The organism is Citrobacter sp. wls757 (assembly GCF_005280935.1).
GTDB classification, from domain to species: domain Bacteria; phylum Pseudomonadota; class Gammaproteobacteria; order Enterobacterales; family Enterobacteriaceae; genus Citrobacter; species Citrobacter portucalensis.
Genome location: NZ_SZWU01000060.1, coordinates 456316 through 479997 on the forward strand (window position 1 = coordinate 456316; position 23682 = coordinate 479997).

Annotated in this window: 19 protein-coding genes and 1 pseudogene; 9 read left to right on the plus strand and 11 right to left on the minus strand. The window is 52.5% G+C overall.

Going from position 1 to position 23682, the window contains the following annotated elements:
* The 3 genes and pseudogenes from FDW94_RS23555 to FDW94_RS17060 form a co-directional block, all read right to left on the minus strand.
* Positions 1–1956, minus strand: a pseudogene (locus tag FDW94_RS23555) (NtaA/DmoA family FMN-dependent monooxygenase); the annotation flags it as partial.
* A 25-nt stretch (positions 1957–1981) separates the two neighbouring features.
* Positions 1982–3103, minus strand: coding sequence for an amidohydrolase (locus tag FDW94_RS17055; protein ID WP_032943504.1), 1122 nt, complete (start codon positions 3101–3103; stop codon positions 1982–1984).
* On the minus strand, positions 3103–4101 hold the full coding sequence (locus FDW94_RS17060; RefSeq protein ID WP_032943505.1) for an MsnO8 family LLM class oxidoreductase: 999 nt from the start codon (positions 4099–4101) through the stop codon (positions 3103–3105). The genes FDW94_RS17055 and FDW94_RS17060 overlap by 1 nt, the downstream gene beginning before the upstream one ends.
* 514 nt (positions 4102–4615) lie before the next feature.
* On the opposite strand from FDW94_RS17060, the gene FDW94_RS17065 reads away from it, so the two are divergent.
* Together FDW94_RS17065 and ansP are read left to right on the plus strand one after the other, a co-directional pair.
* On the plus strand, positions 4616–6157 hold the full coding sequence (locus tag FDW94_RS17065; protein ID WP_137377943.1) for a PAS domain-containing methyl-accepting chemotaxis protein: 1542 nt from the start codon (positions 4616–4618) through the stop codon (positions 6155–6157).
* A 279-nt stretch (positions 6158–6436) separates the two neighbouring features.
* On the plus strand, positions 6437–7879 hold the full coding sequence (gene ansP / locus FDW94_RS17070) for an L-asparagine permease (RefSeq protein WP_003833088.1): 1443 nt from the start codon (positions 6437–6439) through the stop codon (positions 7877–7879).
* Positions 7880–7920: 41 nt separating this feature from the next.
* Here the strand turns inward: ansP and FDW94_RS17075 are convergent, their stop codons facing one another.
* From FDW94_RS17075 to FDW94_RS17090, 4 genes are all read right to left on the minus strand, one after another.
* Positions 7921–8142: a YgdI/YgdR family lipoprotein gene (locus FDW94_RS17075; protein WP_003020157.1), complete on the minus strand. Its 222-nt coding sequence runs from the start codon at positions 8140–8142 to the stop codon at positions 7921–7923.
* Positions 8143–8279: 137 nt separating this feature from the next.
* A complete protein-coding gene (locus tag FDW94_RS17080; RefSeq protein WP_003833093.1) occupies positions 8280–9341 on the minus strand; it encodes a YncE family protein in 1062 nt (353 codons plus the stop codon).
* 252 nt (positions 9342–9593) lie between these two features.
* Entirely contained in the window at positions 9594–10628 is a 1035-nt protein-coding gene (locus FDW94_RS17085) for an NADP-dependent oxidoreductase (RefSeq protein ID WP_137377944.1), read from the minus strand.
* Positions 10629–10686: 58 nt separating this feature from the next.
* Positions 10687–11262 carry an XRE family transcriptional regulator gene (locus tag FDW94_RS17090; RefSeq protein WP_137377945.1) on the minus strand — a complete coding sequence of 192 codons (576 nt, stop codon included), beginning with the start codon at positions 11260–11262 and terminating at the stop codon, positions 10687–10689.
* A 37-nt stretch (positions 11263–11299) separates the two neighbouring features.
* Between FDW94_RS17090 and mddA the strand changes: the two genes are divergently transcribed.
* Both mddA and FDW94_RS17100 read left to right on the plus strand, forming a co-directional pair.
* On the plus strand, positions 11300–11818 hold the full coding sequence (gene mddA / locus FDW94_RS17095; protein ID WP_048235335.1) for an L-methionine sulfoximine/L-methionine sulfone acetyltransferase: 519 nt from the start codon (positions 11300–11302) through the stop codon (positions 11816–11818).
* A complete protein-coding gene (locus FDW94_RS17100; protein ID WP_137377946.1) occupies positions 11815–12264 on the plus strand; it encodes a DMT family transporter in 450 nt (149 codons plus the stop codon). Before mddA ends, FDW94_RS17100 begins: the two co-directional genes overlap by 4 nt.
* Before the next feature lie 64 nt (positions 12265–12328).
* Here the strand turns inward: FDW94_RS17100 and FDW94_RS17105 are convergent, their stop codons facing one another.
* Both FDW94_RS17105 and FDW94_RS17110 read right to left on the minus strand, forming a co-directional pair.
* Positions 12329–12562 carry a YdcY family protein gene (locus FDW94_RS17105; RefSeq protein WP_003020183.1) on the minus strand — a complete coding sequence of 78 codons (234 nt, stop codon included), beginning with the start codon at positions 12560–12562 and terminating at the stop codon, positions 12329–12331.
* 17 nt (positions 12563–12579) lie between these two features.
* Positions 12580–14178 (minus strand): ABC transporter substrate-binding protein, encoded by a 1599-nt coding sequence (locus FDW94_RS17110; RefSeq protein ID WP_137377947.1) that lies wholly within the window; start codon positions 14176–14178, stop codon positions 12580–12582.
* 282 nt (positions 14179–14460) lie between these two features.
* Here FDW94_RS17110 and FDW94_RS17115 point away from each other — a divergent pair, with 282 nt between their 5' ends.
* The 3 genes from FDW94_RS17115 to FDW94_RS17125 are packed head-to-tail and all read left to right on the plus strand — an operon-like array spanning position 14461 to position 20913.
* On the plus strand, positions 14461–15768 hold the full coding sequence (locus FDW94_RS17115) for an SrfA family protein (protein WP_137377948.1): 1308 nt from the start codon (positions 14461–14463) through the stop codon (positions 15766–15768).
* A gap of 4 nt (positions 15769–15772) precedes the next feature.
* Entirely contained in the window at positions 15773–18754 is a 2982-nt protein-coding gene (locus tag FDW94_RS17120) for a virulence factor SrfB (protein ID WP_137377949.1), read from the plus strand.
* Positions 18751–20913, plus strand: a complete 2163-nt coding sequence (locus FDW94_RS17125; RefSeq protein ID WP_137377950.1) for a virulence factor SrfC family protein — start codon at positions 18751–18753, stop codon at positions 20911–20913. The genes FDW94_RS17120 and FDW94_RS17125 overlap by 4 nt, the downstream gene beginning before the upstream one ends.
* A 19-nt stretch (positions 20914–20932) precedes the next feature.
* On the opposite strand, the gene FDW94_RS17130 is transcribed toward FDW94_RS17125, so the two are convergent.
* Complete coding sequence (locus tag FDW94_RS17130) at positions 20933–21106, minus strand: GhoT/OrtT family toxin (protein ID WP_003020198.1); 174 nt, start codon at positions 21104–21106, stop codon at positions 20933–20935.
* Between the two features lie 192 nt (positions 21107–21298).
* Here FDW94_RS17130 and yncL point away from each other — a divergent pair, with 192 nt between their 5' ends.
* The gene (yncL, locus tag FDW94_RS17135) at positions 21299–21394 is read left to right on the plus strand and encodes a stress response membrane protein YncL (protein WP_071524268.1); all 96 of its coding nucleotides are present in this window, start codon (positions 21299–21301) and stop codon (positions 21392–21394) included.
* A 119-nt stretch (positions 21395–21513) separates the two neighbouring features.
* Here the strand turns inward: yncL and FDW94_RS17140 are convergent, their stop codons facing one another.
* Complete coding sequence (locus FDW94_RS17140; RefSeq protein ID WP_048214153.1) at positions 21514–22293, minus strand: helix-turn-helix transcriptional regulator; 780 nt, start codon at positions 22291–22293, stop codon at positions 21514–21516.
* A gap of 101 nt (positions 22294–22394) precedes the next feature.
* On the opposite strand from FDW94_RS17140, the gene FDW94_RS17145 reads away from it, so the two are divergent.
* Positions 22395–23522 carry a multidrug effflux MFS transporter gene (locus FDW94_RS17145; protein ID WP_137377951.1) on the plus strand — a complete coding sequence of 376 codons (1128 nt, stop codon included), beginning with the start codon at positions 22395–22397 and terminating at the stop codon, positions 23520–23522.
* Positions 23523–23682: the final 160 nt, after the last annotated feature.

Here is a 23682-nt window from a genome sequence, read left to right on the forward strand (position 1 = left end):
GGCATCATCTTTGGTATATACCGGCGTAAACGGCTGTAACCCTTTCTTCACGTTCTCATCGTTCCAGGCCAACAGAATGGCTTCCTGGTTAGTCCCCGAACCGACGATAATGCGTAGTCCTGCGATATCTTCCGCCTGCTCGATTTTCTTCAGCTTGCTACCGGTTTTGACATAAAAGCCAAGAGAGTCCTTCCGATACGTCGCGAAATCGAATTTTTCTTTGCGTGCTTTGGTGACGGTAATATTGCTGATCGCGGCATCGTATTTGCCGGAAGTGACGCCCAGCGGCCAGTCTTCCCATGACGTAGGTACAACGTTGAGTTCCAGCCCCAAACTGTCAGCCACCAGACGCGCGATATCCGCCTCGCTGCCGATCAGCGTTTTATTGTCATCGGCAAATACGGTCAGCGGCGGCTGGCTGAGCCCGGCAATCGCCACGGTGAATTTACCCGGTACGGCCAGGTGCAGGTTTGCGGGCAACTGCGCAATCGCCTGCGGATTCTTAGCTGTATGGATCGGCGCTTTATTGGCTTCCAGGCTTACGCCGGTGCCGTTAATCGTCACCTCATTTGCCCAAACGGTCGCGCTTAAAGCCAGTGACAGCGCGAGAAATACTGATTTTTTCTGCATAGCGTTTTTCTCTTATTGTGTGAATTGATTTGCAGGTGTCGCTAATCCCAGGCTTGCGCGCAGGGTCGTACCGGGATATTCATGGCGGAACAGGCCGCGCGCCTGAAGCACGGGGACAACCTGTTCGACAAAACGCGGGAAGGTATCCGGCGTTCCGCCCTGGATGATAAAACCGTCTGCGGCTTTTTCGTCGAACCACTGCTGCAAGCCGTCGGCAACCTGTTGTGGCGTGCCGCTGAAACGCGGACGTGGACTGGCCGCTTCCAGAGCAACCTGACGAAGTGTTAAACCCCGCTCGCGTGCGTTGCGTTTGATCTCATCAGTCGTACTGCGAAAGCTGTTTTGTCCGAGAGAGCCCAGATCCGGGAACGGTGCGTCCAGCGGATATTGGGCAAAATCATGATGTTCAAAGTAGCGGCCAAGATAGTTCAGCGCGTCAGTAACGGAGACCAGCGCAGCGGTAGTCTGATACTGCTGCTCAACGTCTTCTGCGCTGTCGCCAACAATAACGCTGACGCCCTGGAATATATGCAGTTGATCGGGATGTCGTCCGGCGACTTCCAGCTGGCTTTTTACATCCTGATAGAAAGCTTTAGCCTCTGCCAGCGACTCCTGATGGGTAAAAATGGCATCAGCATGCTGCGCCGCTAATTTCTTGCCATCTGCTGAAGCGCCCGCCTGAAATATAATCGGACGACCTTGTGGTGTACGCCCAATATTTAAGGGCCCGGCAACCTGGAAATAATCTCCATGATGATTAAGCGTATGCAGTTTTTGCGGATTAAAAAATTCTCCACTTGTTTTATTACGGGTAAAAGCATCATCTTCCCAGGAATCCCACAGCCCTTTCACTACCTGTAAATATTCATCGGCAATACGATAACGCTGGGCATGCTCTGGATGCTGAGCGCGAGAATAGTTTTTTGCCGATCCTTCCAGAGGCGACGTCACCACGTTCCAACCCGCGCGCCCCTTGCTGAGATGGTCCAGGCTAGCGAACTGCCGTGCGGTCGTAAACGGCTCGCTGTATGATGTGGACACCGTGCCAACCAGCCCCAGATTCGTGGTGATACTGGCCAAAGCGGATAATACTGTCAGCGGCTCAAAACGATTTAAAAAGTGTGGGATTGATTTTTCATTAATATACAGACCATCGGCGACAAAAATAAAATCCAGCTTCCCTTTTTCCGCAATAAGCGCCGTCTCTTTGACAAAATCAAAATTAATACTGGCATCAGCCTGAGCCGCCGGATGGCGCCATGCGGACATATTTCCCGATGCGCCATGTAGAATAGTGCCGAGCCGTAGTTGCCGATTTTCAGCCATAATAACCCCTACCCAACAGGTAAACTTAAAGGTGTGCAAATGCCGTTTTTGCTAACTGTGCAAAGTAATGCGCGGCAGGTTCAATTAAACGCTCGTCCGGATTAAATCCCGGGTGATGTAATCCGTATTCACTGGCGCTGCCAATACTGACAAATGCGCCAGGTGTATTTTGCAGGTAGACGGCAAAATCCTCCCCGCCCATATGCAGGTCGGCATGGTGGGTGGTATAGCCTGACTGTTTCGCCACCGCGGTGGCAATATCGGCCCAACGATCATCATTTACCAATGCGGTTGGTCCCGCATGCCAGATTACGTCGATTTGTGCGCCAAAGGCGTGGGCAAATCCGGCGGCGATGTCATTAACGCGGGCCTTAACCTGCTGCTGCACCTGGGTTCGGTGCGTTCTGAGTGTCCCTTCCAGCTCAACGGACTCCGGCAGTACGTTCCATGTGTTTCCCCCCTGAATACGGGTCACGCTGAGCACCACCGAATCCAGCGTGTTTATGTCGCGGCTGGCAACGCTTTGCAGCACCGTTACCAACTGGCTGGCGAGCAGGATGGCATCTTTACCTTCATGCGGACGCGCCGCATGTGCGCCCTTGCCATTAATGCGCAGTACGAAGCGGTCGACATTGGCATAAAATGCGCCGCCGCGTGTGGCAAATTCGCCCACCGGCAAACCGGGCTCATTGTGCATACCGAAAATAGCCGCTACGTTTTGCAGCGCACCGGCGCGGATCAACGTTTTTGCGCCGCCGAAACTCTCTTCAGCTGGCTGAAACAAAATACGTACTCGCCCCGGTAAGGTTATTTCCTGCTGTTTTAGCAGCAGTGCTGCACCAAGCATGACGCTGGTATGGACGTCATGCCCGCAGGCATGCATCACGCCCGGCGTGAGTGAACGAAACGGAACATCGGCGCTTTCTTCTATCGGTAGCGCGTCGATATCCGCCCGCAGCGCGATGACATCTTCTCCCTGACCAATTTCCACGACCAGACCGGTTTTCAGCTCGAACGGCAGAATGTCGACGTCCGCAGCGTGCAACCAGGCGTGAATGCGCGCCGTGGTTGCTTCCTCCTGCAGGGAAAGCTCCGGATGCTGATGTAGTTCACGACGCCAGTCGATAAGCGTTGAGCCGAGAGTCATCAGAGCACCTCCACGGCGTTATGGGCTTGCGCTAACAAACGCAGCGATGTCAGACGCGCATGCCCTTGCGCCACTGGCGTGTCGATAATGAACTCGTCAATGCCAAATTGCGTATGCAGAGCATTCAGCTTTGCCATCACCTCCTGAGCGGTGCCGTGTAGCAACGCCTGCTCACGACGCGCGATTTTGCGTGGTGGGCTGCCAGACTGAGCGGCAAACGCCAGCGCCTGTTCTTCGCTGGCTACCGTGACACGTTGACCATCTTCCAGCTCCACGCCCCAGATTTGTACGTTTTCCGCCAGTTGCGCAGCGGTGTCGTAACTGTCAGCCACAATCACCTGGACGGCGACTATCGTCGGGCGTGCACTGTGGGTCTGCCAGAAGGACAAAACGTCATGCAATAACGCTTTGTCACCATTGAGGTGCGCTGCGAAGATGAAATTCCAGTCGGATTGCGCTGCTAACTGCGCGCTTTGTACACTGGCTCCCAGTACAAACTTTTCCGGTGGTATCGGTGGAATTGGCGTCGGGAATACCGTTTCCCCGCTTTCCGTTCCGCTCAGCGCCAGCCAATCGTTAAGCAAAGAAAGCTGGTCGGCAAAACTGCCTTTTTCTTCCTGATGCAGCCCATGCTGTAACGCCTGGGTCGACAGCGGTAAGCCGCCAGGGGCTTTCCCTACGCCGAGATCAACACGTCCAGGAGCCAGCGATGCCAGAAGATTGAAGTTTTCCGCCACTTTGTACGGGCTGTAATGTTGCAGCATTACGCCGCCGGAACCTACGCGGATATGCTGGGTTTGCCCGAGGATCCAGGCGATCACCAGCTCCGGCGATGGGCTGGCCAGCTGTGCCGTATTATGGTGTTCCGCGATCCAGAAACGATGGTACCCCCACTCTTCTGCCAGTTGCGCCAGGCGCAACGTCCGGGAAAGCGCGGTCGCGGCAGTTTCACCTTCACCGATGGGGCTTTTATCCAGAATACTCAGGCGATATGACATGTTACGAGCCTATGTTTGTTAACATGTCTTTATTATTAATTTATCAAATAGCCATACTGAAACATTTAATTCACATTTACTCAGCTAAAAAGTAGATAACAGCCCCTGTCGCTGCCAGGGTTAAAATTTGGATCGCCCAGTACTGGTTGTAACGCTAAACAGAAAAACACCCGCAATTAATAGCCTACAAAATATAATAGGGTCGTTGGCACCACGGTAATAGCATCAAAATCATTTCATGCCAGTTTTCTTTTTACGAAAAGGTTTTTTAACGCGATTTACGTTAAGTCAGTTTAAACGACTTGTCACGTTATGCGCTTGTATTAATTGTTTCACTTTTATGACACAGGATGAATGATTTACATAGGAATTTTTATTTTAACTACTTCCACAGAATTGATGATTAGTAGAGAATGCAACGTTCTTATTAAAACGGTTTAAAACAGATTTTAATATCCCCCGATTTTATTGCGGGGATTTTTGTATGGATTATACATAGCACCATGGGACCTCTATGAAAAGTAACATGCCCGTTACACAAATTGAGCACGCACTTAACGATAAAACGACGTTGCTTTCTACGACGGATAAAGAAAGTCATATTACCTACGCCAACTCCGCGTTTATTGATGCCAGCGGATTTAACGAACACCAGTTAATGGGCGAACCACATAATATTATTCGCCATCCCGATATGCCTCCCGCGGCGTTCGCCGATATGTGGTACACGCTACAGCAGGGAGACAGCTGGACGGGGATGGTGAAAAACCGTCGACAGAATGGCGACCATTACTGGGTTCGCGCCAACGTTACGCCAGTCTGGCACAATGAAAAACTCACCGGCTACATCTCGGTGCGTACCGTTCCTTCGCGAGATGAAATAACTCAAAGCGAAAGCTTATATCAAAAAATTAATAATCAGCAGCTTAAAGGGTTTCGTCTTTTTAAAGGCATTATCATTCGTCGCGGAATATTGTCATGGGCATCAATGTTTAAATGGCTGAGTATTAGCCAGCGCGTCAATTATTCTTTAGGGGTAATCGCCCTGCTCGCTGTGCTATTTCTCTTCGCTCCTGTTAATCCATTTATTCAGGCGGGAGGGTTATTGTTCTTATTTCTGATGCTTGCTATTTACCTTAAGTATCAAATTTGTCAGCCAGTTAATACGCTACTGACGCAAATGAAGAAAGTGGTATCCGGGAGAAAACCTGATAACTGTCATTTAAATCGGGTGGATGAGATCGGAATGCTGATGCGTCTGGTTAATCAGTCCGGGCTTAATCTGAATTCCCTGGTCGATGATGTCAGTACGCAAATATCCGGTATTCGCGCCATCAGTCAGCGGGTATCAAAAGAAGGTACGGCGCTGCACAAGCGTTCAGAAGAAACCTCCGCCGACCTGCAACAAACCGCTGCCGCCATTGAAGAAATTGGTAGCGCGGTACAGCAAACTGCTGAGACTGCGGCTCATACTATGACCATGGCCGATAAAACCAGCGCCAATGCGACAGAAGGCGGCGATATTATGAAACAAACTATCGCCATGATGCAGGCGATATCGCGTGACAACGGGCAGATAGTCGACATCATCGGCGTTATCGACAGTATTGCTTTCCAGACTAATATTCTGGCGCTCAATGCCGCGGTTGAAGCCGCGCGGGCCGGGGAGTCCGGGCGTGGTTTTGCCGTTGTGGCGGCAGAGGTCCGTAATCTGGCGCAGCATTCGGCGTCTGCAGCAAAAGAGATCAAACAGCTGATTGAGAAGAATGTCGCTAACGTTAACAGCGGTGTCAAAATGGTGGAGCAAACGGAAACGCATCTCACTGGGATGATTGGCGATGTCCTGCAGATGTCGATGATGATCAAAGATATTAGTCTGGCGACGCGTGAGCAAACCCAGGCGCTGGATCTGATTAACGATTCGATTTCACGCGTTGGCACCATGACACACAATAACGCTGAGATGGTTGAGCGTGTCACCGATGCTACCGCCGATCTGACTCAACGTTCATCGCGCTTACAGCAGGCCGTTCAGGTCTTTGGCGTATCAGCATAACCTTACAGCGCTTATCGGGTGAATGTCTCGATAAGCGCACACATCTCCACGTATTTACGCCCTTCTCTTTTATTGGCTGAATCGAGGCCACACCGCGCCAGTGCTGTCTGTACAAAAATGCTGAATTCTTGTTGCCGGGGCTTTGCGGAACCGAACATTTGAATGTAGGATGCTCGGCCGGCAGTTTTCCCCGTAACACAATGAAGGGTAACGCTGTTTTCGCCGCAACTGGTGCGGCAAAAAGGATTTTGTATTTTTGTCAGGTCAACAGGAAAAGTAATGAACACAAACAACACGCAAGCCGCGGAACAACATGCGGCGAAACGACGCTGGTTGAATGCCCACGAAGAGGGGTATCACAAAGCGATGGGGAATCGACAGGTACAAATGATCGCCATTGGCGGCGCAATTGGTACCGGGTTGTTTTTAGGCGCAGGCGCACGCTTGCAGATGGCGGGTCCTGCTTTGGCGCTGGTCTATCTGGTGTGCGGTATTTTTTCGTTCTTTATACTGCGTGCGCTTGGTGAACTGGTTTTACATCGCCCTTCCAGCGGCAGCTTTGTCTCCTACGCTCGTGAATTTTTAGGTGAGAAAGCCGCCTATGTGGCTGGCTGGATGTACTTCATCAACTGGGCGATGACCGGCATTGTCGATATCACCGCGGTGGCGTTGTATATGCATTACTGGGGCGCATTTGGTGATGTACCGCAGTGGGTGTTCGCCCTCGGCGCGCTGGCCATTGTCGGCACCATGAACATGATCGGCGTGAAGTGGTTCGCGGAGATGGAGTTTTGGTTTGCGCTGGTCAAAGTGCTGGCGATTGTGATTTTCCTGGTGGTGGGTACCGTCTTTTTAGGCACTGGAAAGCCGCTGGATGGTAACGCCACCGGTTTTCACCTGATCACCGACAACGGTGGGTTCTTCCCACATGGTCTGCTTCCAGCGCTGGTACTGGTTCAGGGGGTAGTTTTTGCGTTTGCCTCCATTGAACTGGTGGGCACCGCTGCTGGAGAATGCAAAGATCCGCAAACCATGGTGCCAAAAGCGATCAATAGCGTTATCTGGCGTATTGGTCTGTTCTATGTGGGTTCTGTCGTGCTGCTGGTTCTGTTACTGCCGTGGAATGCCTATCAGGCGGGGCAAAGCCCGTTTGTTACCTTCTTCTCCAAACTGGGCGTGCCGTATATCGGCAGTATCATGAATATTGTGGTGCTCACCGCGGCGCTTTCCAGCCTTAACTCTGGGCTGTACTGCACCGGGCGTATTTTACGTTCCATGTCGATGGGCGGATCGGCGCCTAAATTCATGGCTAAAATGAGCCGTCAACAAGTACCCTGGGCGGGGATCCTCGCCACGTTGGTCGTCTATGTCGTCGGGGTATTTCTGAACTATCTGGTACCGTCGCAGGTGTTTGAGATCGTGTTGAACTTCGCGTCGTTGGGCATTATTGCGTCGTGGGGCTTTATCATGGTCTGTCAGATGCGTCTGCGCCGGGCCATAAAAGAAGGTAAAACGGCAGACGTCAGCTTTAAACTGCCGGGCGCTCCGTTTACCTCGTGGCTAACCCTACTGTTCCTGCTGAGCGTGCTGGTGCTGATGGCGTTTGACTATCCAAACGGCACCTACACCATCGCGTCATTACCGTTGATTGCCATCCTGCTGGTTGCAGGCTGGTTCGGCGTGCGTAAACGCGTCGCGGAAATCCACCGCACCGCGCCGTAATGGCTGAAGGCCTGACTGGTTAACCCTTCAGGCCTTCATTTTTAGTTCGCTTCAATCAACTGCGCTACATCGTTGCTGTTAATTTCCCGCGCATTTCCATCCTGATCGGTATAGCTGGTCATTCCCGTATCTTTATCCAGTTTTGGCTTACCCTGGGTGGTGATGGTTTGTCCGCTTTTGGTCGTCATGACGTAATCGGTGGTACATCCTGCAAGGGTAAACAGCATTACGCCTGCACAAAGACAGATAAATGGCTTTTTCATGGTATTCCCGTGTTATTCAGTTAGCCGTTGAGGGCGTAGTGTAAGTCCCTGAAGTGGCTCGGGCTACTGGCGGGGTGTAACGAGGCGTATCGTGGGGTTTAGAGAAATGACAGGAGGGGTTTCCCCCTCCGGATGTTTTATAGCGCAATACGAATAACATCGTCCGGCTGAGTGGCTTCCTGCTCGCGGGTAGATTTCTGTTTCACGCTGACGTACAGGGTTTTACCATCGGCGGAGAGCGCCAGGCTATTCGGGAACGTTGGGGTCTCGAATGTTTTGACGACTTTATAGCTTTTCGCGTCGATCACACTCACTTTACCGGCCTGGCGATGAGTCACGTAGGCTTCATTACGCGTTGGGTTGAACAACACGGCCAGGGATTCCGGCGCGGCGACTTTTGCCAGTACATTGCCATTACGGGTGTCGATTACCAGCACTTCCGCCGCTTTAGAGTCGGTGACAAATGCGCGGTTGCCCGCTGTGTCCAGGCTCAGGTTGATAAAGAAATGCTCTTTCCCGTCATCCAGCAGTTTTTTGCGGCTGAGAATTTTGTTAGTGGCGGTGTCAATGGTAATGAATTCACCGTCGGCATTGGCGGTGTACAGGCGTTTAGCCTTGCTGTCGACAGCCAGAGCGGTGCTCATTTTGCCGGTATTCTGGATGGTGTCCTTCAGCTTGATCGTCTCACCGTCCACCACCCAAATCACGCTCTCTTTACCAATACCGCTAATGTATACCGTGTTGGTAGCATCATCGGCGACCAGCTCACGCGGCTGCAGCGGGCGAACGTCTTCAGAACGTTTACGCGCATCCAGCACCAGACGTCCTTTCACCGCACCCGTTTTGGCATCCATCGCCGTTACCGCGCTGTTTACCGTATTGCCGAACCACAGCGTTTGCGTGGCGTTGTTGATGGTGGCACCAAACGGTTTGAGATCGTTATGAATCACCTGGGTCACTTCGAGGGTGACCGGGTCAAGACGATAAACCACCCCGCCGGTATCCAGTTTTCGGCTCTGTGAGGTCGCCAGCCACAGCGCGTTCTCTTGCTGGCTGTACGCCATTTCATAGGCGCCTTTGCCGACGGCTTTGCGCAGCAGTTCTTCTGCAGCCTGCGTAGTAAAAGATGATGCAACGAGCAGTGAACCTAACAGTAAAGAACCACGCAGACGCGGCGAAAACAGATGACGTAAAGACATGACGACTCCCTTTGATAAATTCGTTTGTTACTGCTTCACATAGCTTCAATGAGCAAAATCATGGTTTTGCCCTTTTAAGAATGAGAATAGTAATCATTATTTATCTCAATGTGGAGTGTTTATTCGCTTTCGGGTAGTAACCTTCTTATTTTCTCCATGAATACCAGATAACGACATTGGCATTTTACCAGGCCTACATTTTGTACGAAGCAGGCCTGGTTACAGGCATTCACCGTCTTCCACCTTTACGCATCAATCCTCAGCAAGACGAATCACTACCTTGCCGAAGTTTTTGCCGGTCAGCAGACCGATAAAGGTTTGTGGCGCATTTTCCAGACCGTCGGTCACCTGCTCGCGGTAGTGGATTTTGCCCTCTATAACCCAGCGCCCCATCTCCCGCTGAAACTCATGAATACGGTGTCCATAATCCTGACCAATGATAAAACCCTGCATGCGGATACGCTTTTTCAGCAGCGTTGCCATTAACAGCGGTAATCTGTCAGGTCCGGCCGGAAGCGACGTTGCGTTATAACCGCTGACCAAGCCACAAAGCGGGATGCGCGCTGAGGTATTGAGCAATGGCAGGACAGCATCAAATACTTTTCCTCCGACGTTTTCGTAATAAATATCAATACCCTGCGGACAGGCTTTTGCCAGTTGTTGCGCAAAATCTTGTGCGTGGTGATCGAGACAGACATCAAAACCCAATACCTCGGTGGCATGTCGGCATTTCTCTGCCCCACCCGCCACACCGATCACCCGACACCCCTTAAGCTTACCGATCTGCCCGACCGTTGCGCCAACCGGCCCGGTTGCGGCAGCTACCACCAGCGTTTCCCCCGCTTTTGGCTGACCGATATCCAGCAGACCCATATAAGCGGTAAACCCCGGCATACCCATAACTCCCAGCGCCCAGGAGGGATGCTCGGGATGATCGCCAAGCTTCACCAGCCCGTTACCGTCGGAGATGTCATAGTCCTGCCAACCGCTGTAGCTCAATACCCATTCGCCTGGCTGGTAGTCCGGATGGTGGGATGACACCACGCGACTTACGGTACCCCCCACCATAACACCACCAATCTCTACTGGTGGTGAGTAAGATGGCTCATCGCTCATGCGGCCACGCATGTAGGGATCAAGGGAAAGATAAACGGTGCGCAACAACATCTGGCCTTCGCCCGGTGTTGCGACTTCATCTTCTTCAAGACGGAAGTTATCTGGGACTGGCGCGCCATGTGGACGGGAAGCCAGTACCCAACGACGGTTACGATTAGTCTGTTGACCCATGATGTGCTCCTCTGCTTTTGGCATGAATCCATCAATAGTAGCAGCCCGTTCCTGCTATTTAGCTGACGACGTGATTTAACCGCACAACCAGGTAAACGCAGGGTTGCGCGGTTTCATTGATAAACCGACAGTCATTCGGCGGACCAAGTTCCAGGCAATCACCTGCCTGCATTTCATGGCGTGCGTCCCCTTCGACAAAGACTAATTCCCCCTGCTGTAACCAGATAAGTTGTCTGGCCTGCACATAGGAAGAGGCTGGCATCGGGATATCACTTCCGGCAGGTAATTCGATCTGCACCAGATCGATAGGCAGATCGCTGCGCGGTGAAACATGGCGGCGCAGATAGTGGCTTTGTGGATCGTGCCAAACAGGCTGATCGACGAAGCGCAATAGCTTGCCCTCCTGCATTTCAGCCCGCGCAATCAGGGTAGACATGCTGATGCCAAACGCGCCGGAAAGCCTGCCCAGCAGCGTAGCCGTTGGACTACTCTCGCCGCGCTCAATTTTATGGATCATGGCCCGCGACACACCCGCGCGCTCGGCAAGTTCCGTGAGTGACCAACCGCGAGATTCCCGCTCAATGCGAATTCTTGCACTGATCCGTTGATTTATGCTGTCTTCAATAGTATTCATATTGTAATACTATAGTGAACAACCCCTGAGGTTCAACATGTCAATTCGATTTGCCAGCAAAGAAGACTGCGCCGCCATTGCAGAAATCTACAACCATGCGGTACTGCATACGGCGGCTATCTGGAACGATCAAACGGTCGATGCCGAAAACCGTATTTCCTGGTATGAAGCCCGCCAATTGATGGGGTATCCGGTGCTGGTGAGTGAAGAGAATGGCGTGGTTACGGGATACGCCTCCTTTGGCGACTGGCGTAACTTTGATGGCTTCCGTCATACCGTTGAACATTCGGTGTATGTTCATCCTGAACATCAGGGAAAAGGGCTAGGACGGGCACTGCTCAGCAGACTGATAGACGAAGCCCGCGCATGCGGCAAGCATGTGATGGTGGCAGGTATTGAGTCTCAGAATCAGGCATCACTGCATCTGCACAGCTTGCTGGGTTTTAAAACCACCGCGCAAATGCCGCAGGTTGGAACCAAATTTGGGCGTTGGCTGGATCTGACCTTCATGCAGTTACAGCTAGACGATCGCCGCGATCCGGATGCCCGTAGATGAACCAGACGCTGACCCTCTCCTTTCTGATTGCCGCAGGTATTGGTCTGGTGGTGCAAAATACCTTGATGGTACGCATCACCCAGACATCCTCGACGATCCTCATCGCCATGTTGCTTAACTCGCTGGTCGGGATCGTGCTGTTTGTCAGCATACTGTGGTTTAAGCAAGGAGCTGCGGGATTTGGAGAACTGGTATCCAGCGTGCACTGGTGGACGCTCATCCCCGGATTGCTGGGATCGTTCTTTGTTTTTGCCAGTATTAGTGGGTACCAAAATGTGGGGGCCGCTACCACTATCGCGGTGCTGGTGGCTAGCCAGTTAATCGGCGGGCTGGTGCTGGATATTCTACGTAGTCACGGCGTGCCGCTGCGGGCGCTGGTAGGTCCGGTCTGTGGCGCGGTGCTGTTGGTCATCGGGGCGTGGCTGGTGGCGAGACGTTCATTTTAATTGCCTGATGGCGCTTCGCTTATCAGACCTACAGAACATGCCTGTAGGTCGGATAAGTGAAATATCAGAGGATTGTGCCGCCTTTGGTCAACTGTTCGCGACGGGCTTCCATATCTTCTTTATGCTGACGGCCATGATGTGCGATAGCCGTACGCAAACGCTGTTGCTGGGTATAGCGGTCTTCCCGGCTCAACGCGACATCATCGCTGAGCTCAATCAGCAATTCATTCATATGCGTAATGACGCTCTCTTCAATGGCGGCATCAACACGTGCGCTGACCTCATCCAGATGCGACATAACCTCTCCTTAACTCATTAATTTAATTTTGCTTTTGAAAAATCACTGCCCATCAGGCTGACGCTGTATCCGCTGACGTTGCTGCGCGTAGCGTAGAACGTTTTACCGTTTGCCAGGGCTATCCACGGAGCCTGCTGGTAGAAAATCTCTTGCGATTGCTGGTAAAGCGCGGCGCGCTCTTCCGGTTTACTCACCAGCTTCGCCTTTTGAACCAACGAATTATACTCTTTATCGCACCAGCGCGCGGCGTTAGATCCGGTTTTTATGCTGTCGCAGCCCAGCAGCACATCGGCGAAGTTATCCGGATCGCCGTTGTCTGACATCCAGCCAAACAATGCGGTGTCATGCTCACCTTTACGCATTCCGGAGAGATATTCCCCCCACTCGTACGACACAATTTTCGCCTTCACGCCCACCTTTGCCCAGTCGCTCTGGATCATCTCAGCAATCCGTCGGGAGTTCGGGTTGTAAGGGCGCTGAACCGGCATTGACCACAGCGTCGCTTCAAAGCCGTTTTCCAGCCCCGCCTGCTTCAGCAGATCTTTCGCCTTTTGCGGGTCGTAAGTGTAATCCTGCAGATCTTTATTGAAGCCCATCATATTCGGCGGAATCGGCGATTTTGCCACCGTACCGGAACCTAAAAAGACGGCGTTAATAATGGCCTTTTTATCGGTCGCGTAGTTTAGCGCCTGACGCACCAGTACGTTATCAAACGGTTTTTTCTCGGTATTAAACGCCAGATATCCGACGTTCAGCGCTTCAACCGAATGCAGAGTCAAATCTTTATTCTTTTTAATCTCGTCAAACTGTACGGGGGCTGGTGCCGGGATTATCTGGCACTCATTGGTTTGCAGTTTTGCCAGCCGCGTCTGGACGTTTGGCGTGATTGAGAAGATCAGGTGCTTCGTTGGAACGGCGCCATCCCAGTAGTTCGGGTTGGCAAGATAGCGGATTTGCGAGTCCTGCTTGTACTGTTGCAACACGTAAGGCCCGGTGCCAATCGGCCAGTTATCGACGTTTTCCGGGGTGCCTTTTTTCAGCATCGCGTCGGCATATTCCGCAGAAAGGATAGAGGCAAAATCCATACCCCAGTCGGCAAGAAACGCGGCATTAGGTTCATTGAGGACAAACTGAACGTGATAATCATCGAGCTTCTTCACTTCTTTAATCAGTTTATCCAGACCAACATCGTTAAAGTATTCGTAGCTTCCCTGAGAAACCTTGTGATACGGATGATCGGCATCTTTCTGCCGTAATACCGAGAAAATCACGTCATCTGCGTTGAAGTCGCGGGTCGGTTTAAAGAATTTATTACTGTTGAATTTCACGCCCTGACGCAGGGTAAACGTGTAAGTCTTACCATCCGGGGAAATCGTCCAGTCCGTTGCCAGAGACGGTATCGGGGTATTCTTTACCGGATCAAAGTTGATGAGTCGGTTGTAGAGCACCTGTGAACTGGCTACAAATGAAGGACCAGAACTGGCGATTTGCGGGTTAAATGACTCCGGAGATGCTTCAGAGCAATAGATGATGGTGTCAGTATTGGCCGCGAACGCAGCACCTGACGGTAAGACGGCGCTGAGAGCCAGCGCGAGTAACGTTTTCCTTGCAATCATGGTTATAAGCCTTCTTATTTTATTATTAACAGGGATATCAGAGCATAGCTGACAAAAACTGACCAATAACAAATCACTATCAGGTTATTCTAATCCGGTGTATTTCGCTGAATAATTCATCACTCCAAGCGAATTAATTTCCCTTAAGTCTTTTTCAAAACGTCAAGATTTTTCCCGGCACTCTATGCCATGAAAATTAGCCCCTTTTTGCCTCTCTTTCGCCGTTTGCTCGTTTTTATAAAACGTAAAGTAGATACGTGAAGAAGTCTAAGGGGTAACAACGTGGCAAAAACTCTCTTGCGCAGCGGCAATTTGGATGACTATCAGGCCGTGGGCGGCGGTGGTCAGGCCGTGTTTGATTCAGCATTGCAAATTCGTGAAACGCTTCGTCTGCGTAAACAGCAGGCGATGGTGGATTGTCTGGCGATCCCACAAATTAACGACAACGGCGATCGGGTTGACTGGTATTCCCCGATAGAAGGGAAAGCCGTGGCGTGGAAAGCCGCTGATGAAGAAGCACGTTTTCGTGCGCTGCGCTATCTGGGGAGCACGCTGGAAAATGCGGCGACCCTGAGCCGTAAAAGTCTGCAATCGGGGAAAACCTCCCTACAGCTGTTTGGCTCGCTGCTCGAAAAAGCCATCCAATTTCCCGGTGAAAATCACGTGTTTCTGGTTGATGGCAAACCCGTTATTACGTTCTGGGGCTTCGTCAATCTGAATGAAAATCCCCGCGACGATGTGCTCGACTGCCTGCGCATTGCCGATGTTCCTCCTGTGGTTACCGTAGCAGAGCCAGAACAGGAAGATGAAATCGCACCGGAAATTACCTTTGCCGAGGCCGATGTCCCCTTACTGACGCCGGTCGTTGATCTGCCAAAACCGGCTGAACCTGAACCTCCCCCCCCGGTTATTGTTAACGAACCTGAAGTCACTGCCCCGCCGGTACATGAAAAGCCCATACGCCGCATACCGCTGTGGAGCCTCCCCGTTGCCGCAGTGATTATTGCAGCCATCGTTGGGCCGCTGCTGTGGAAGCAACAGACCACCCAGCCCGTACCCGCAGTAGCCGCTATTGAAGTCGCTAAGGTTGATATGGTACCGCTGCCAGCACTGACATCTGTACTGCCCCTGCATCGTGCTGAAGTGACTCCAGCTGCGAAGAAAGAGAAACCTGTCGAAGGACCGGTGGTGATCGCCGCGATTCCAAAAGATGCGCTGGTGATGGATGCCAACCAGATGAAGGCAGGAACGACGCGTTTTCTCAACGGTAACTGGCGCGTCATGGTCGATGTTAAAGATCCGGTGAGCGGCAAAGCGCCGTCGCTGCGCTATCAGATCCAGGCCAATAAAGGCACTGCGCGCGTGGTTCATGGTGACAACATTGTTTGTCGTGCCGAGATTTTCTCTGGTTTGCACCAGTCGGGTGAATTAATGATTAAGAGTCGCGGCAATGCCCGTTGTACCGACGGTTCACGTTATCCGATGCCTGAAATTACCTGCAAAGCGGGAACCAATGACGTCGCCGCCTGTACCGCGCGTTATGACGATCACGCGGAAATCCCTCTGACGATCAAAAAGATAGGTGCCTGATTTTATGTTGGTGAATCTGTGTGATTACAAACAGAGCGTGACGCTCATCGCCAATAGCGGTGTGCAATTTCTGGATTTCGGCCTCACGCCGCAGGAATCTGCGCACCATGGACGCTTTGTGCGTAAAACGGCAAACGGTCCGCTACTGAGACTAGACTTCGATCTGACGTCAGGACGCTATACCCTACCGGGCAGCACCGGCGCGCAACCCGAAGTGGTGAAGCCGGAAAGTACTCAGACGCTGCACTATTCGCTGGACGTGCTCGACGGCGTCTGGCTGCCGCTGCCGTTTTTGCGCTTTAACCCGCCGCGTACGTTTGTTGAAGGCCCGGATAACTGGGCACGCGTGCAGGTGCGAAAGCTGCCGCAGCCGGACAGCGCGGGCAACACCCACCGTGTTACCGTAGCGCTGGACAGCCAGCTTACTGAAAATGCCCCTGCGGCGTTAACCCCCAACGAAAATGATCTGCTTAACGGTACACGGTTTGCGCTGGCCTGGCATGACAACGAAATTGCTGATTTCCTTGACCAGACCTGGATTGACGGCTGGTTGCGCGAATCTTTTATGCACCATGTCACCCAACATGAGAACCGCTCAGAACAAGAGATCCAGCAGGCGCTGCGTAACTTTGAATACCAGGCGCACTGGCTGAATGTGCTGACCCTGTTAGGTGAGCAGCTTTCCGTCCCGGAAGTGAAACTGGTTACGCACACCCTTAGCACCCCCGCCATTCCCGTCGATCTTATTTTGGATATCGGTAATACCCATACCTGTGGTGTGCTGATTGAAGATCACGGGGATGCCAATGACGGGCTGCGTCAGACCGCTGAATTGCAGGTCCGTTCGTTAAGCGAGCCGCAGTTCCTCAACGATCCGCTGTTCACCAGTCGGCTGGAGTTTTCCGAAGCGCGCTTTGGTAAACAGCACTTTTCCGTTGAGAGCGGACGTGATGACGCCTTTATCTGGCCGTCGATTGTGCGTGTAGGTGATGAAGCCCGTAAGCTGGCGATGCAGCGTATGGGCACCGAGGGCAACAGTGGGATCTCCAGCCCGCGCCGCTATCTGTGGGATGAAACGCCGGTGCTACATGACTGGCGCTTTAGCCAGATGAATGGCAAAACCCAGCGCGAACCGCTGGCTACCGCCTTCCCGCTGATGAATCTAATGAACGATGACGGGCAACCGCTGTTCAGCCTGCCGCAGGACGATCGTCTGCCAGTGTTCTCACCACAATACAGCCGCAGCACGCTGATGACGCATATGCTGTGCGAAATACTGGCCCAGGCGCTGGGGCAAATTAACAGCGTAGCGACGCGTTTGCGCCTCGGATTCCCGGCGTCTCCTCGTCAGTTGCGGACGCTGATCCTGACCCTACCGTCGGCGATGCCCAAACAGGAGCGCGAGATTTTCCGCCTGCGCATGTTTGAAGCTATTGCCCTGGTCTGGAAAGCAATGGGCTGGCACCCGCAGGATGAAGACTTCACCACCCGTAAGCAGCAGGAAAAGAGTGTGGTTCCCGTACCTGAAATTCAGATGGAATGGGATGAAGCCAGTTGCGGGCAACTGGTGTGGCTGTATAACGAGGCTATCTCACACTACGATGGCCACACCGAATCGTTCTTTAACGCCCTTGCCCGCCCGGACCGTTTGCCGGAGCCTGGTGAGACTAAAGGCCGTGCACTGCGCGTGGCATCGATCGACATTGGCGGCGGGACAACGGATATGGCCGTCGTTCATTACCAGCTTGATGACGGCGTTGGCGCGAACGTCAAAATTACCCCGCATCTGCTGTTCCGTGAAGGTTTTAAAGTTGCGGGCGATGACATGCTGCTGGACGTGATTCAGCGCTGCGTGTTGCCTGCACTGCAAACCCGCTTACAACAGGCTGGCGTGACCGACGCCGCCGCATTGCTGGCCACGCTATTTGGCGATTCCGGGCGCATCGATACTCAAGCAATTCTGCGTCAACAAACGGCATTGCAGCTCTTTATGCCGCTTGGTCATGCGGTCCTCTCTGCCTGGGAACAAAGCGATATTAACGATCCGGTCGCCGGACTACATGCCACCTTTGGGGAACTCCTGAGTCAACAACCCACGCGCAACGTGATGAACTACATCCAACAGGCTATCGATCATGCGTTGCCAGCAGGGTCGCCAGCGTTTGATGTTCTGAGCGTGCCGTTACAGGTACAGTTCAGGCAGTTACAAGAAGCACTATTGACGGGGCAATTTACCCTGACTTCCCCACTGCACGCGGTTTGTGAGGCCATTTCACATTATCGCTGCGATATCTTATTAGTGACCGGCAGGCCCGCCTGTTTACCGGGTGTACAGGCGTTGATCCGCCATCTGCAACCTGTTCCGGTTAACCGTATGATCTGGATGGATAACTACCGCGTGCATGAGTGGTATCCGTTCAGCCAACAGGGGCGGATTGGTAACCCTAAATCCACCGCTGCTGTAGGCGCTATGCTGTGCAGCCTGGCGCTGGATTTGCGTTTGCCACGTTTTAACTTTAAAGCTGCCGATATCGGCGCTTACTCGACCGTACGCTTTCTCGGTGTGCTGGATAATACGGTCAATACCCTGCGCGATGAGAACATCTGGTATCACGATATTGATCTGGATAAACCTGGGGCGAAGCTGGATGCCCGGTTGCATTTCCCGTTACGTGGCAACGTGACGTTAGGATTTCGGCAACTGGCAAACAGCCGCTGGCCTGCCACGCCGCTGTATACGCTCAGCATAAACTCTGCCGAACTGGCAAAAACTATCGCCGGAGATGGCGTGTTGAATGTTCGGCTGCAGCTACGCGGCGGCAGCAAAGAAAGTGGCCCGGAATTCTTCATCCTGAGTGATGCCTGGTTACAGGATGGCACCCCCGTTGCCGCCAATGCCTTAACGTTAAAACTGAATACGCTGGCAGACCGTCGCCATAGCGGAAGCCATTACTGGATTGATAGCGGGAGCGTGTACCTGAAATGAGTAAGATGTTAAATACCGCGCAGGCCGCCATCGAGTGGGTGGTAGATACCCGTCAACGTGCGGCGCGTCTTGATGATGAAGCGGATGCCCTGCTGGCACAGCTTACGCTAGCCGCAGTGAGTGAATCTGCGTTGAAGGAGACCTTTTCATCGCAAGGATGTATAGGGTTATACGGACACTCACAATCGGCAAAAGCACATCTGGTGGCGGCATTGTGCTGCAATGCCACTGGCAAAGTGAATATTGTTACCCCGGATCGCAGCTTTGATTATTTCTCGCATATTAATCCGGGCCATGCACCAACCAATATGGCGATCCGCTTTACGCGCGATGAAAATCCGCATGATAGCGAATGGCCGTTGCGTCTGCGATTACTCAGTGAAGCCGAACTGGTACAGCTATTTATCGCCCAGTTCAGCGCGCTCCCGGGCAACCGACAAGTCGAGAAATCGATTATTGAGGCGCGCCTGGAAAAATGGCAAACGCTGCGTCAGCGTCACCCGGTGCCGGGCATTACCGCACATGATGTTGCGGCAATTGGTCGTTTCTGGCGCTCCTGCGTACCGGCAAACCAGCAGCAAATTGACGATGCACTATGGTATCAGTTTGCCACGTTGCTGCCCGCACTTGACCTGACTACCCGGGCAAACGCTTGGGCGTTACTGTGGGGAGAACAACCAGAGCTGACGCAGCAGTGGCTGGCGCTGGCGCACACGTTGCAACAAACCGGACACGCGCAAGAATTAGCGGCCCCGCTGAGCCTGCTGGTTGATCATTTTGGTTTACCGGCCGAAAGTTTCCTGACCCAGGTGGCATTGACCAGCAATAATGAGACGCAAAGCGATGTGGTGGTTCATCCGATTGAAAATCATCAGTTGCTCAATGCGGTCAGCCTTTCTTTGTCGTCACTGGCGTTACTCACGCGCGAGCTGGTCCTGACGGTTGAAGACTCGGTGCTGGAGAATGTCGATCTGCTCGATATTCCCCTCGCCCCGGATGCTCATCCTAACCCACTGTGGCAGGCAAAATTAGGCTGGATGCTGGAACATTATCGCCAGCACCTGCAACCGGATGTGCTCTTAATCTGCAACGCGGTCTCTGCCCGCGCCCAGACGCCCGCCATCACCCGCAAGCTGTTGGGCTGGGTCAACGATACCCAACCTGTTCATGATGCCGCATTACCGGGCGTGGTTTGGGCCATTACCCCGCAGGATGCGCGTTTTAGTACCCAGCAAAACCTTGATGAATCCGTGCAGCAATTGATGGGCAAGCCCGGGCTGCATTGGGGTACGTTGCAGGCGCTGGATAAACATAGCTTACAACGTCTTGTCGAATGGCTGACTCAGGCAACCTCACCACAGCAGCGCCAGGCCAGGTTGACTTCTTTACGCGAGCAGCATCAACAGCGCATCCGCGAAACGCTGATAAGCTGGATTAATCCCGCTCAAGCTGAATCGGATAGCCACGAGTCGGTGATCCGCCAGTTACAGGCGCAAGCGGCAAAACATGGCGAACTGCTGGATGGTTTGCTCCCGCCGATGCGCATTTTTGAGTCGCTGCTGCGTATTCAGCAACCACGCGAGGAGCAGGTAAGCGGTTTATTTAATGAAGAGATTGACCTGTTTGCCGAAGTGCGTGACACCCTACACTCGCCGGAAAGTCAGGAGACCGGATATCAGGCACACAAAATGTGGATTAACCACGTGCGCCAGTGGTGTCGCGATGAAAATAATGCCCGCCGTTTACGACTCGATCCCCGTACGTTAAGGCAGGTTGCCGACATTCTCGTCACCACCAGCTATCGCCTGGAGATGCCACAACGCTTACAGCGCATTATGCAGCGAGAAAACGTCTGTGCCGCGCAGTTACACGCCGATATTGGTGATTTTATTACCTGGCTTGGATTTGCCGACGTTGCTGAGGAACAGCGCCCTGCCAGCAGGATCCAAAAAGGATCGGCTATTTTTAGCGCGCCGAAGCAATTGCCGATGCTACGCCTGACGAAGCTGGATGAACAACCCTCGCATGGTGCAAGCCGTTACGTTTACGACTGGCTGGTTGCCTTGTACACCCGTGCGAATGAGAATGCGGGATATCAGCACCCACAGGATGTCTCTGAAACCGACAAAAAACGATTAGATGCCCTGCTTTTCTCCTGAAACGGCGTATACGCCGTCATCAGAAAAGAGAAAACATCAGCGCAACGGGAAAACTCATCGGCCAGGTCGCCCCGACTAATACCGCGCTAAGAAAGCGGATCCGCTTTTTATCGCGGGAAAGAAACCAGGTGATGATTGCCGTGATGACGGCCATCACCGCATAAAAAACCAACATTTTTTGGTATAGGGACATTTAAGGCATCCTGGCCAGAAGAGAAAATCGCGCGCAATATGCTCTTTTTCATGACTCACATCAAGTTTTATTAATTAATTTAAGAAAAACGGCTGTAAAACAACCCATTTTCATTATGTTCAGAATTCGTACTATTGCGGATAGTTATAAGCCGTACTATACCCATAAGGGTTAAAACGAAAGGTGGCAAAAATGAATGTTTCCAGTAAAACTGTGGTGCTGATAAATATATTTGCTGCTGTAGGACTTTTCAGTCTGATATCCGCAAGGTTCGGCTGGTTTGCTTGATGTAACGCTTCTTGATTAATTGCAGCGTCCGCTGGCAGAGAGGATCTTCTCTCTGCCATCAGTAAACAATCTTCCCACTCTGCTATCACTGGGTAAATTATCCTTAATATGTAATACCCCTAATCCTTCTGCGGCATTATATTGCCCGAATAACGGCCAGGTGTTGTGCCGGTATGTTGATGGAAGAAAGCAATAAAAGCACTGTCGCTGACAAACTCCAGATATTGCGCGACCTGGCTGATATGGCCTCCGTCAGCCAACATCTCCATGGCTTTTAACAGCCTAAATTGCTGCCGCCAGTCCTGATAATTCATCCCGGTATCCCTGATAAATATTCGGCTGATCGTCCTCTCGCATGCCCCAACCTGTCGGGACAATTGATTCAGTCGTGGTGGCAATTCCCCCATGCGTAATCCCTTGAGCCACACGTTAAGCCGCGGATCTGAGGGATACTGCAATGTCCAGTTTTCAGTGCGGGCGGCACGCATTTCCTCACAAAAAACGGTAATGAGGCTGGACTGCTGTGCGGCAGGCATTTCCCATGGCCAGAAGGCCATACGTTCTATCACTTCAAAAAACAGCGGATTAACTTCGACTATCTGCAGCGGTAACTCAGATAACGGCAATGCGGTAGAAAAGTACAAAGAGCGATAAGCCATCACACCACGCATTATGGCGCGATGTACCGTGCCTGCCGGGATCCAAACCGCACGGCGTGGCGGTAGCAGACATAGGGCCTGCTCCAGCTCAATCGTAATACTTCCCGCTGCCGAAAAAAGTAGCTGATGACGAAGATGACTGTGCCGCCCGGAATCATGTACCCCCATATCGGCAGCAATACCGATTACCGGTTTATCAAAGCTATCCGCATCAAAAGCATCATCAGGGGCAATTTTCATTATCTGTCTGATATTTGATATTTAAAGTCCTGATAATGGTAATACGACATATCCCTTTCAGCAATAATGCCCGCCTGTTTTCTGTCTCTCTGGATATTGCTATGAACACACTTCGTCGCCCACCGCTGTGGCTTCTTACGCTACTGATTATGTTTCCACAATTGGTGGAAACCATTTACAGCCCGGCATTGCCGGGTATCGCTACCTCTTTTCACGTAAGCAGTGAGCGCGCGGCTCAAACACTCTCCGTTTATTTTGTTGCCTTTGCCGTCGGCGTAGCGATGTGGGGTTGGCTAAGTGACTGCATCGGACGACGTTGGGCGATGCTGGCAGGGCTAATATGCTATGGAACAGGTTGCGCATTGGCCGTTGTTGCCACCGACTTCAGCGTTTTGCTGCTGGCGCGGATGATCTCCGCCGTCGGTGCGGCTGCGGGGTCGGTCGTGGTACAGACGATGCTAAGGGACAGTTATGAATCAACTGCGCTATCCCGCGTCTTTTCCGTGATGGGGGCCGCGCTGGCATTGAGTCCGGTTTTTGGCCTGCTAAGCGGAGGTTGGTTAGTGAGTCTGTATGGCCATACCGGTGTCTTTGTTGCCCTTGTGCTGTTGGCGTTGCTACTGCTAATACTGACAGCGACCATGCTGCCAGAAACCCGGCCCGAACATACGCTCAGCCCGAAGCTTGCCGCGCTATTTTCCCGCATGATGCGGGACAGTGAGTTGCGGAAAAACGCCATGCTGGTTGCCCTGCTGAACACCATGCTGTTTAGCTATTACAGCCTGGCACCGTTTCTTTTTGGGCAATTAGGATGGAGCTCCAGAGCCTTTGGCTGGACGGGGTTGATACTTGCGTTTGCTTCTCTGTCAGGTAGCCTGCTGAACCGAGGACTGTTAACGACAGGTCTGACGCCGGAGCGACTTGTACGTTATGCCTGTGTGCTGGCAGCGTTGTCAGGTCTCGTCGCGTGGTGTTTACAGCACTCCGCGTGGATCCTGATTCCGGTGTTCGGCGTGGTGATTGCCTATGGTATCGCCATTCCCAATGTGCTGAGTCAGGCGCTGCGTCACTACCGTGAACAGGCCGGTGCCGCAGGTGCTTTGTTCGGATTAAGCTATTACCTGTTACTTGGGATGATGCTGGGTTTAGCAGGCATGGTGCAGCAACTGGGGCTGGTTCTGAGCGTCGGTGCCCTACTCGCCTGGCTTTGCAGCCTGGGCCGCAGATAAACCCGATGGCGATCCTGAAAGCACAAAGCCCCGGCTATATGCTGGGGCTTTGTTGTATCAATTAGCCTGACCTCGCGGATATTTCCAACTTACCGCCGTCCGATGGCGACGAGGCCAGTGGCGCGAATAGTATAGACACACGTATGCCAATATTTAGCTA

Bases quoted from the DNA above. Each gene is read 5' to 3' on its own strand.
- FDW94_RS17055 (WP_032943504.1), bottom strand. From the start codon at position 3,103: ATGACTCTCGGCTCAACGCTTATCGACTGGCGTCGTGAACTACATCAG.
- FDW94_RS17120 (WP_137377949.1), top strand. From the start codon at position 15,773: ATGTTGGTGAATCTGTGTGATTACAAACAGAGCGTGACGCTCATCGCC.
- FDW94_RS17065 (WP_137377943.1), top strand. From the start codon at position 4,616: ATGAAAAGTAACATGCCCGTTACACAAATTGAGCACGCACTTAACGAT.
- FDW94_RS17130 (WP_003020198.1), bottom strand. From the start codon at position 21,106: ATGTCCCTATACCAAAAAATGTTGGTTTTTTATGCGGTGATGGCCGTC.
- FDW94_RS17060 (WP_032943505.1), bottom strand. From the start codon at position 4,101: ATGTCATATCGCCTGAGTATTCTGGATAAAAGCCCCATCGGTGAAGGT.
- ansP (WP_003833088.1), top strand. From the start codon at position 6,437: ATGAACACAAACAACACGCAAGCCGCGGAACAACATGCGGCGAAACGA.
- FDW94_RS17140 (WP_048214153.1), bottom strand. From the start codon at position 22,293: ATGAAAATTGCCCCTGATGATGCTTTTGATGCGGATAGCTTTGATAAA.
- FDW94_RS17100 (WP_137377946.1), top strand. From the start codon at position 11,815: ATGAACCAGACGCTGACCCTCTCCTTTCTGATTGCCGCAGGTATTGGT.
- FDW94_RS17125 (WP_137377950.1), top strand. From the start codon at position 18,751: ATGAGTAAGATGTTAAATACCGCGCAGGCCGCCATCGAGTGGGTGGTA.
- FDW94_RS17105 (WP_003020183.1), bottom strand. From the start codon at position 12,562: ATGTCGCATCTGGATGAGGTCAGCGCACGTGTTGATGCCGCCATTGAA.
- FDW94_RS17085 (WP_137377944.1), bottom strand. From the start codon at position 10,628: ATGGGTCAACAGACTAATCGTAACCGTCGTTGGGTACTGGCTTCCCGT.
- FDW94_RS17145 (WP_137377951.1), top strand. From the start codon at position 22,395: ATGAACACACTTCGTCGCCCACCGCTGTGGCTTCTTACGCTACTGATT.
- FDW94_RS17075 (WP_003020157.1), bottom strand. From the start codon at position 8,142: ATGAAAAAGCCATTTATCTGTCTTTGTGCAGGCGTAATGCTGTTTACC.
- FDW94_RS17080 (WP_003833093.1), bottom strand. From the start codon at position 9,341: ATGTCTTTACGTCATCTGTTTTCGCCGCGTCTGCGTGGTTCTTTACTG.
- yncL (WP_071524268.1), top strand. From the start codon at position 21,299: ATGAATGTTTCCAGTAAAACTGTGGTGCTGATAAATATATTTGCTGCT.
- mddA (WP_048235335.1), top strand. From the start codon at position 11,300: ATGTCAATTCGATTTGCCAGCAAAGAAGACTGCGCCGCCATTGCAGAA.
- FDW94_RS17090 (WP_137377945.1), bottom strand. From the start codon at position 11,262: ATGAATACTATTGAAGACAGCATAAATCAACGGATCAGTGCAAGAATT.
- FDW94_RS17110 (WP_137377947.1), bottom strand. From the start codon at position 14,178: ATGATTGCAAGGAAAACGTTACTCGCGCTGGCTCTCAGCGCCGTCTTA.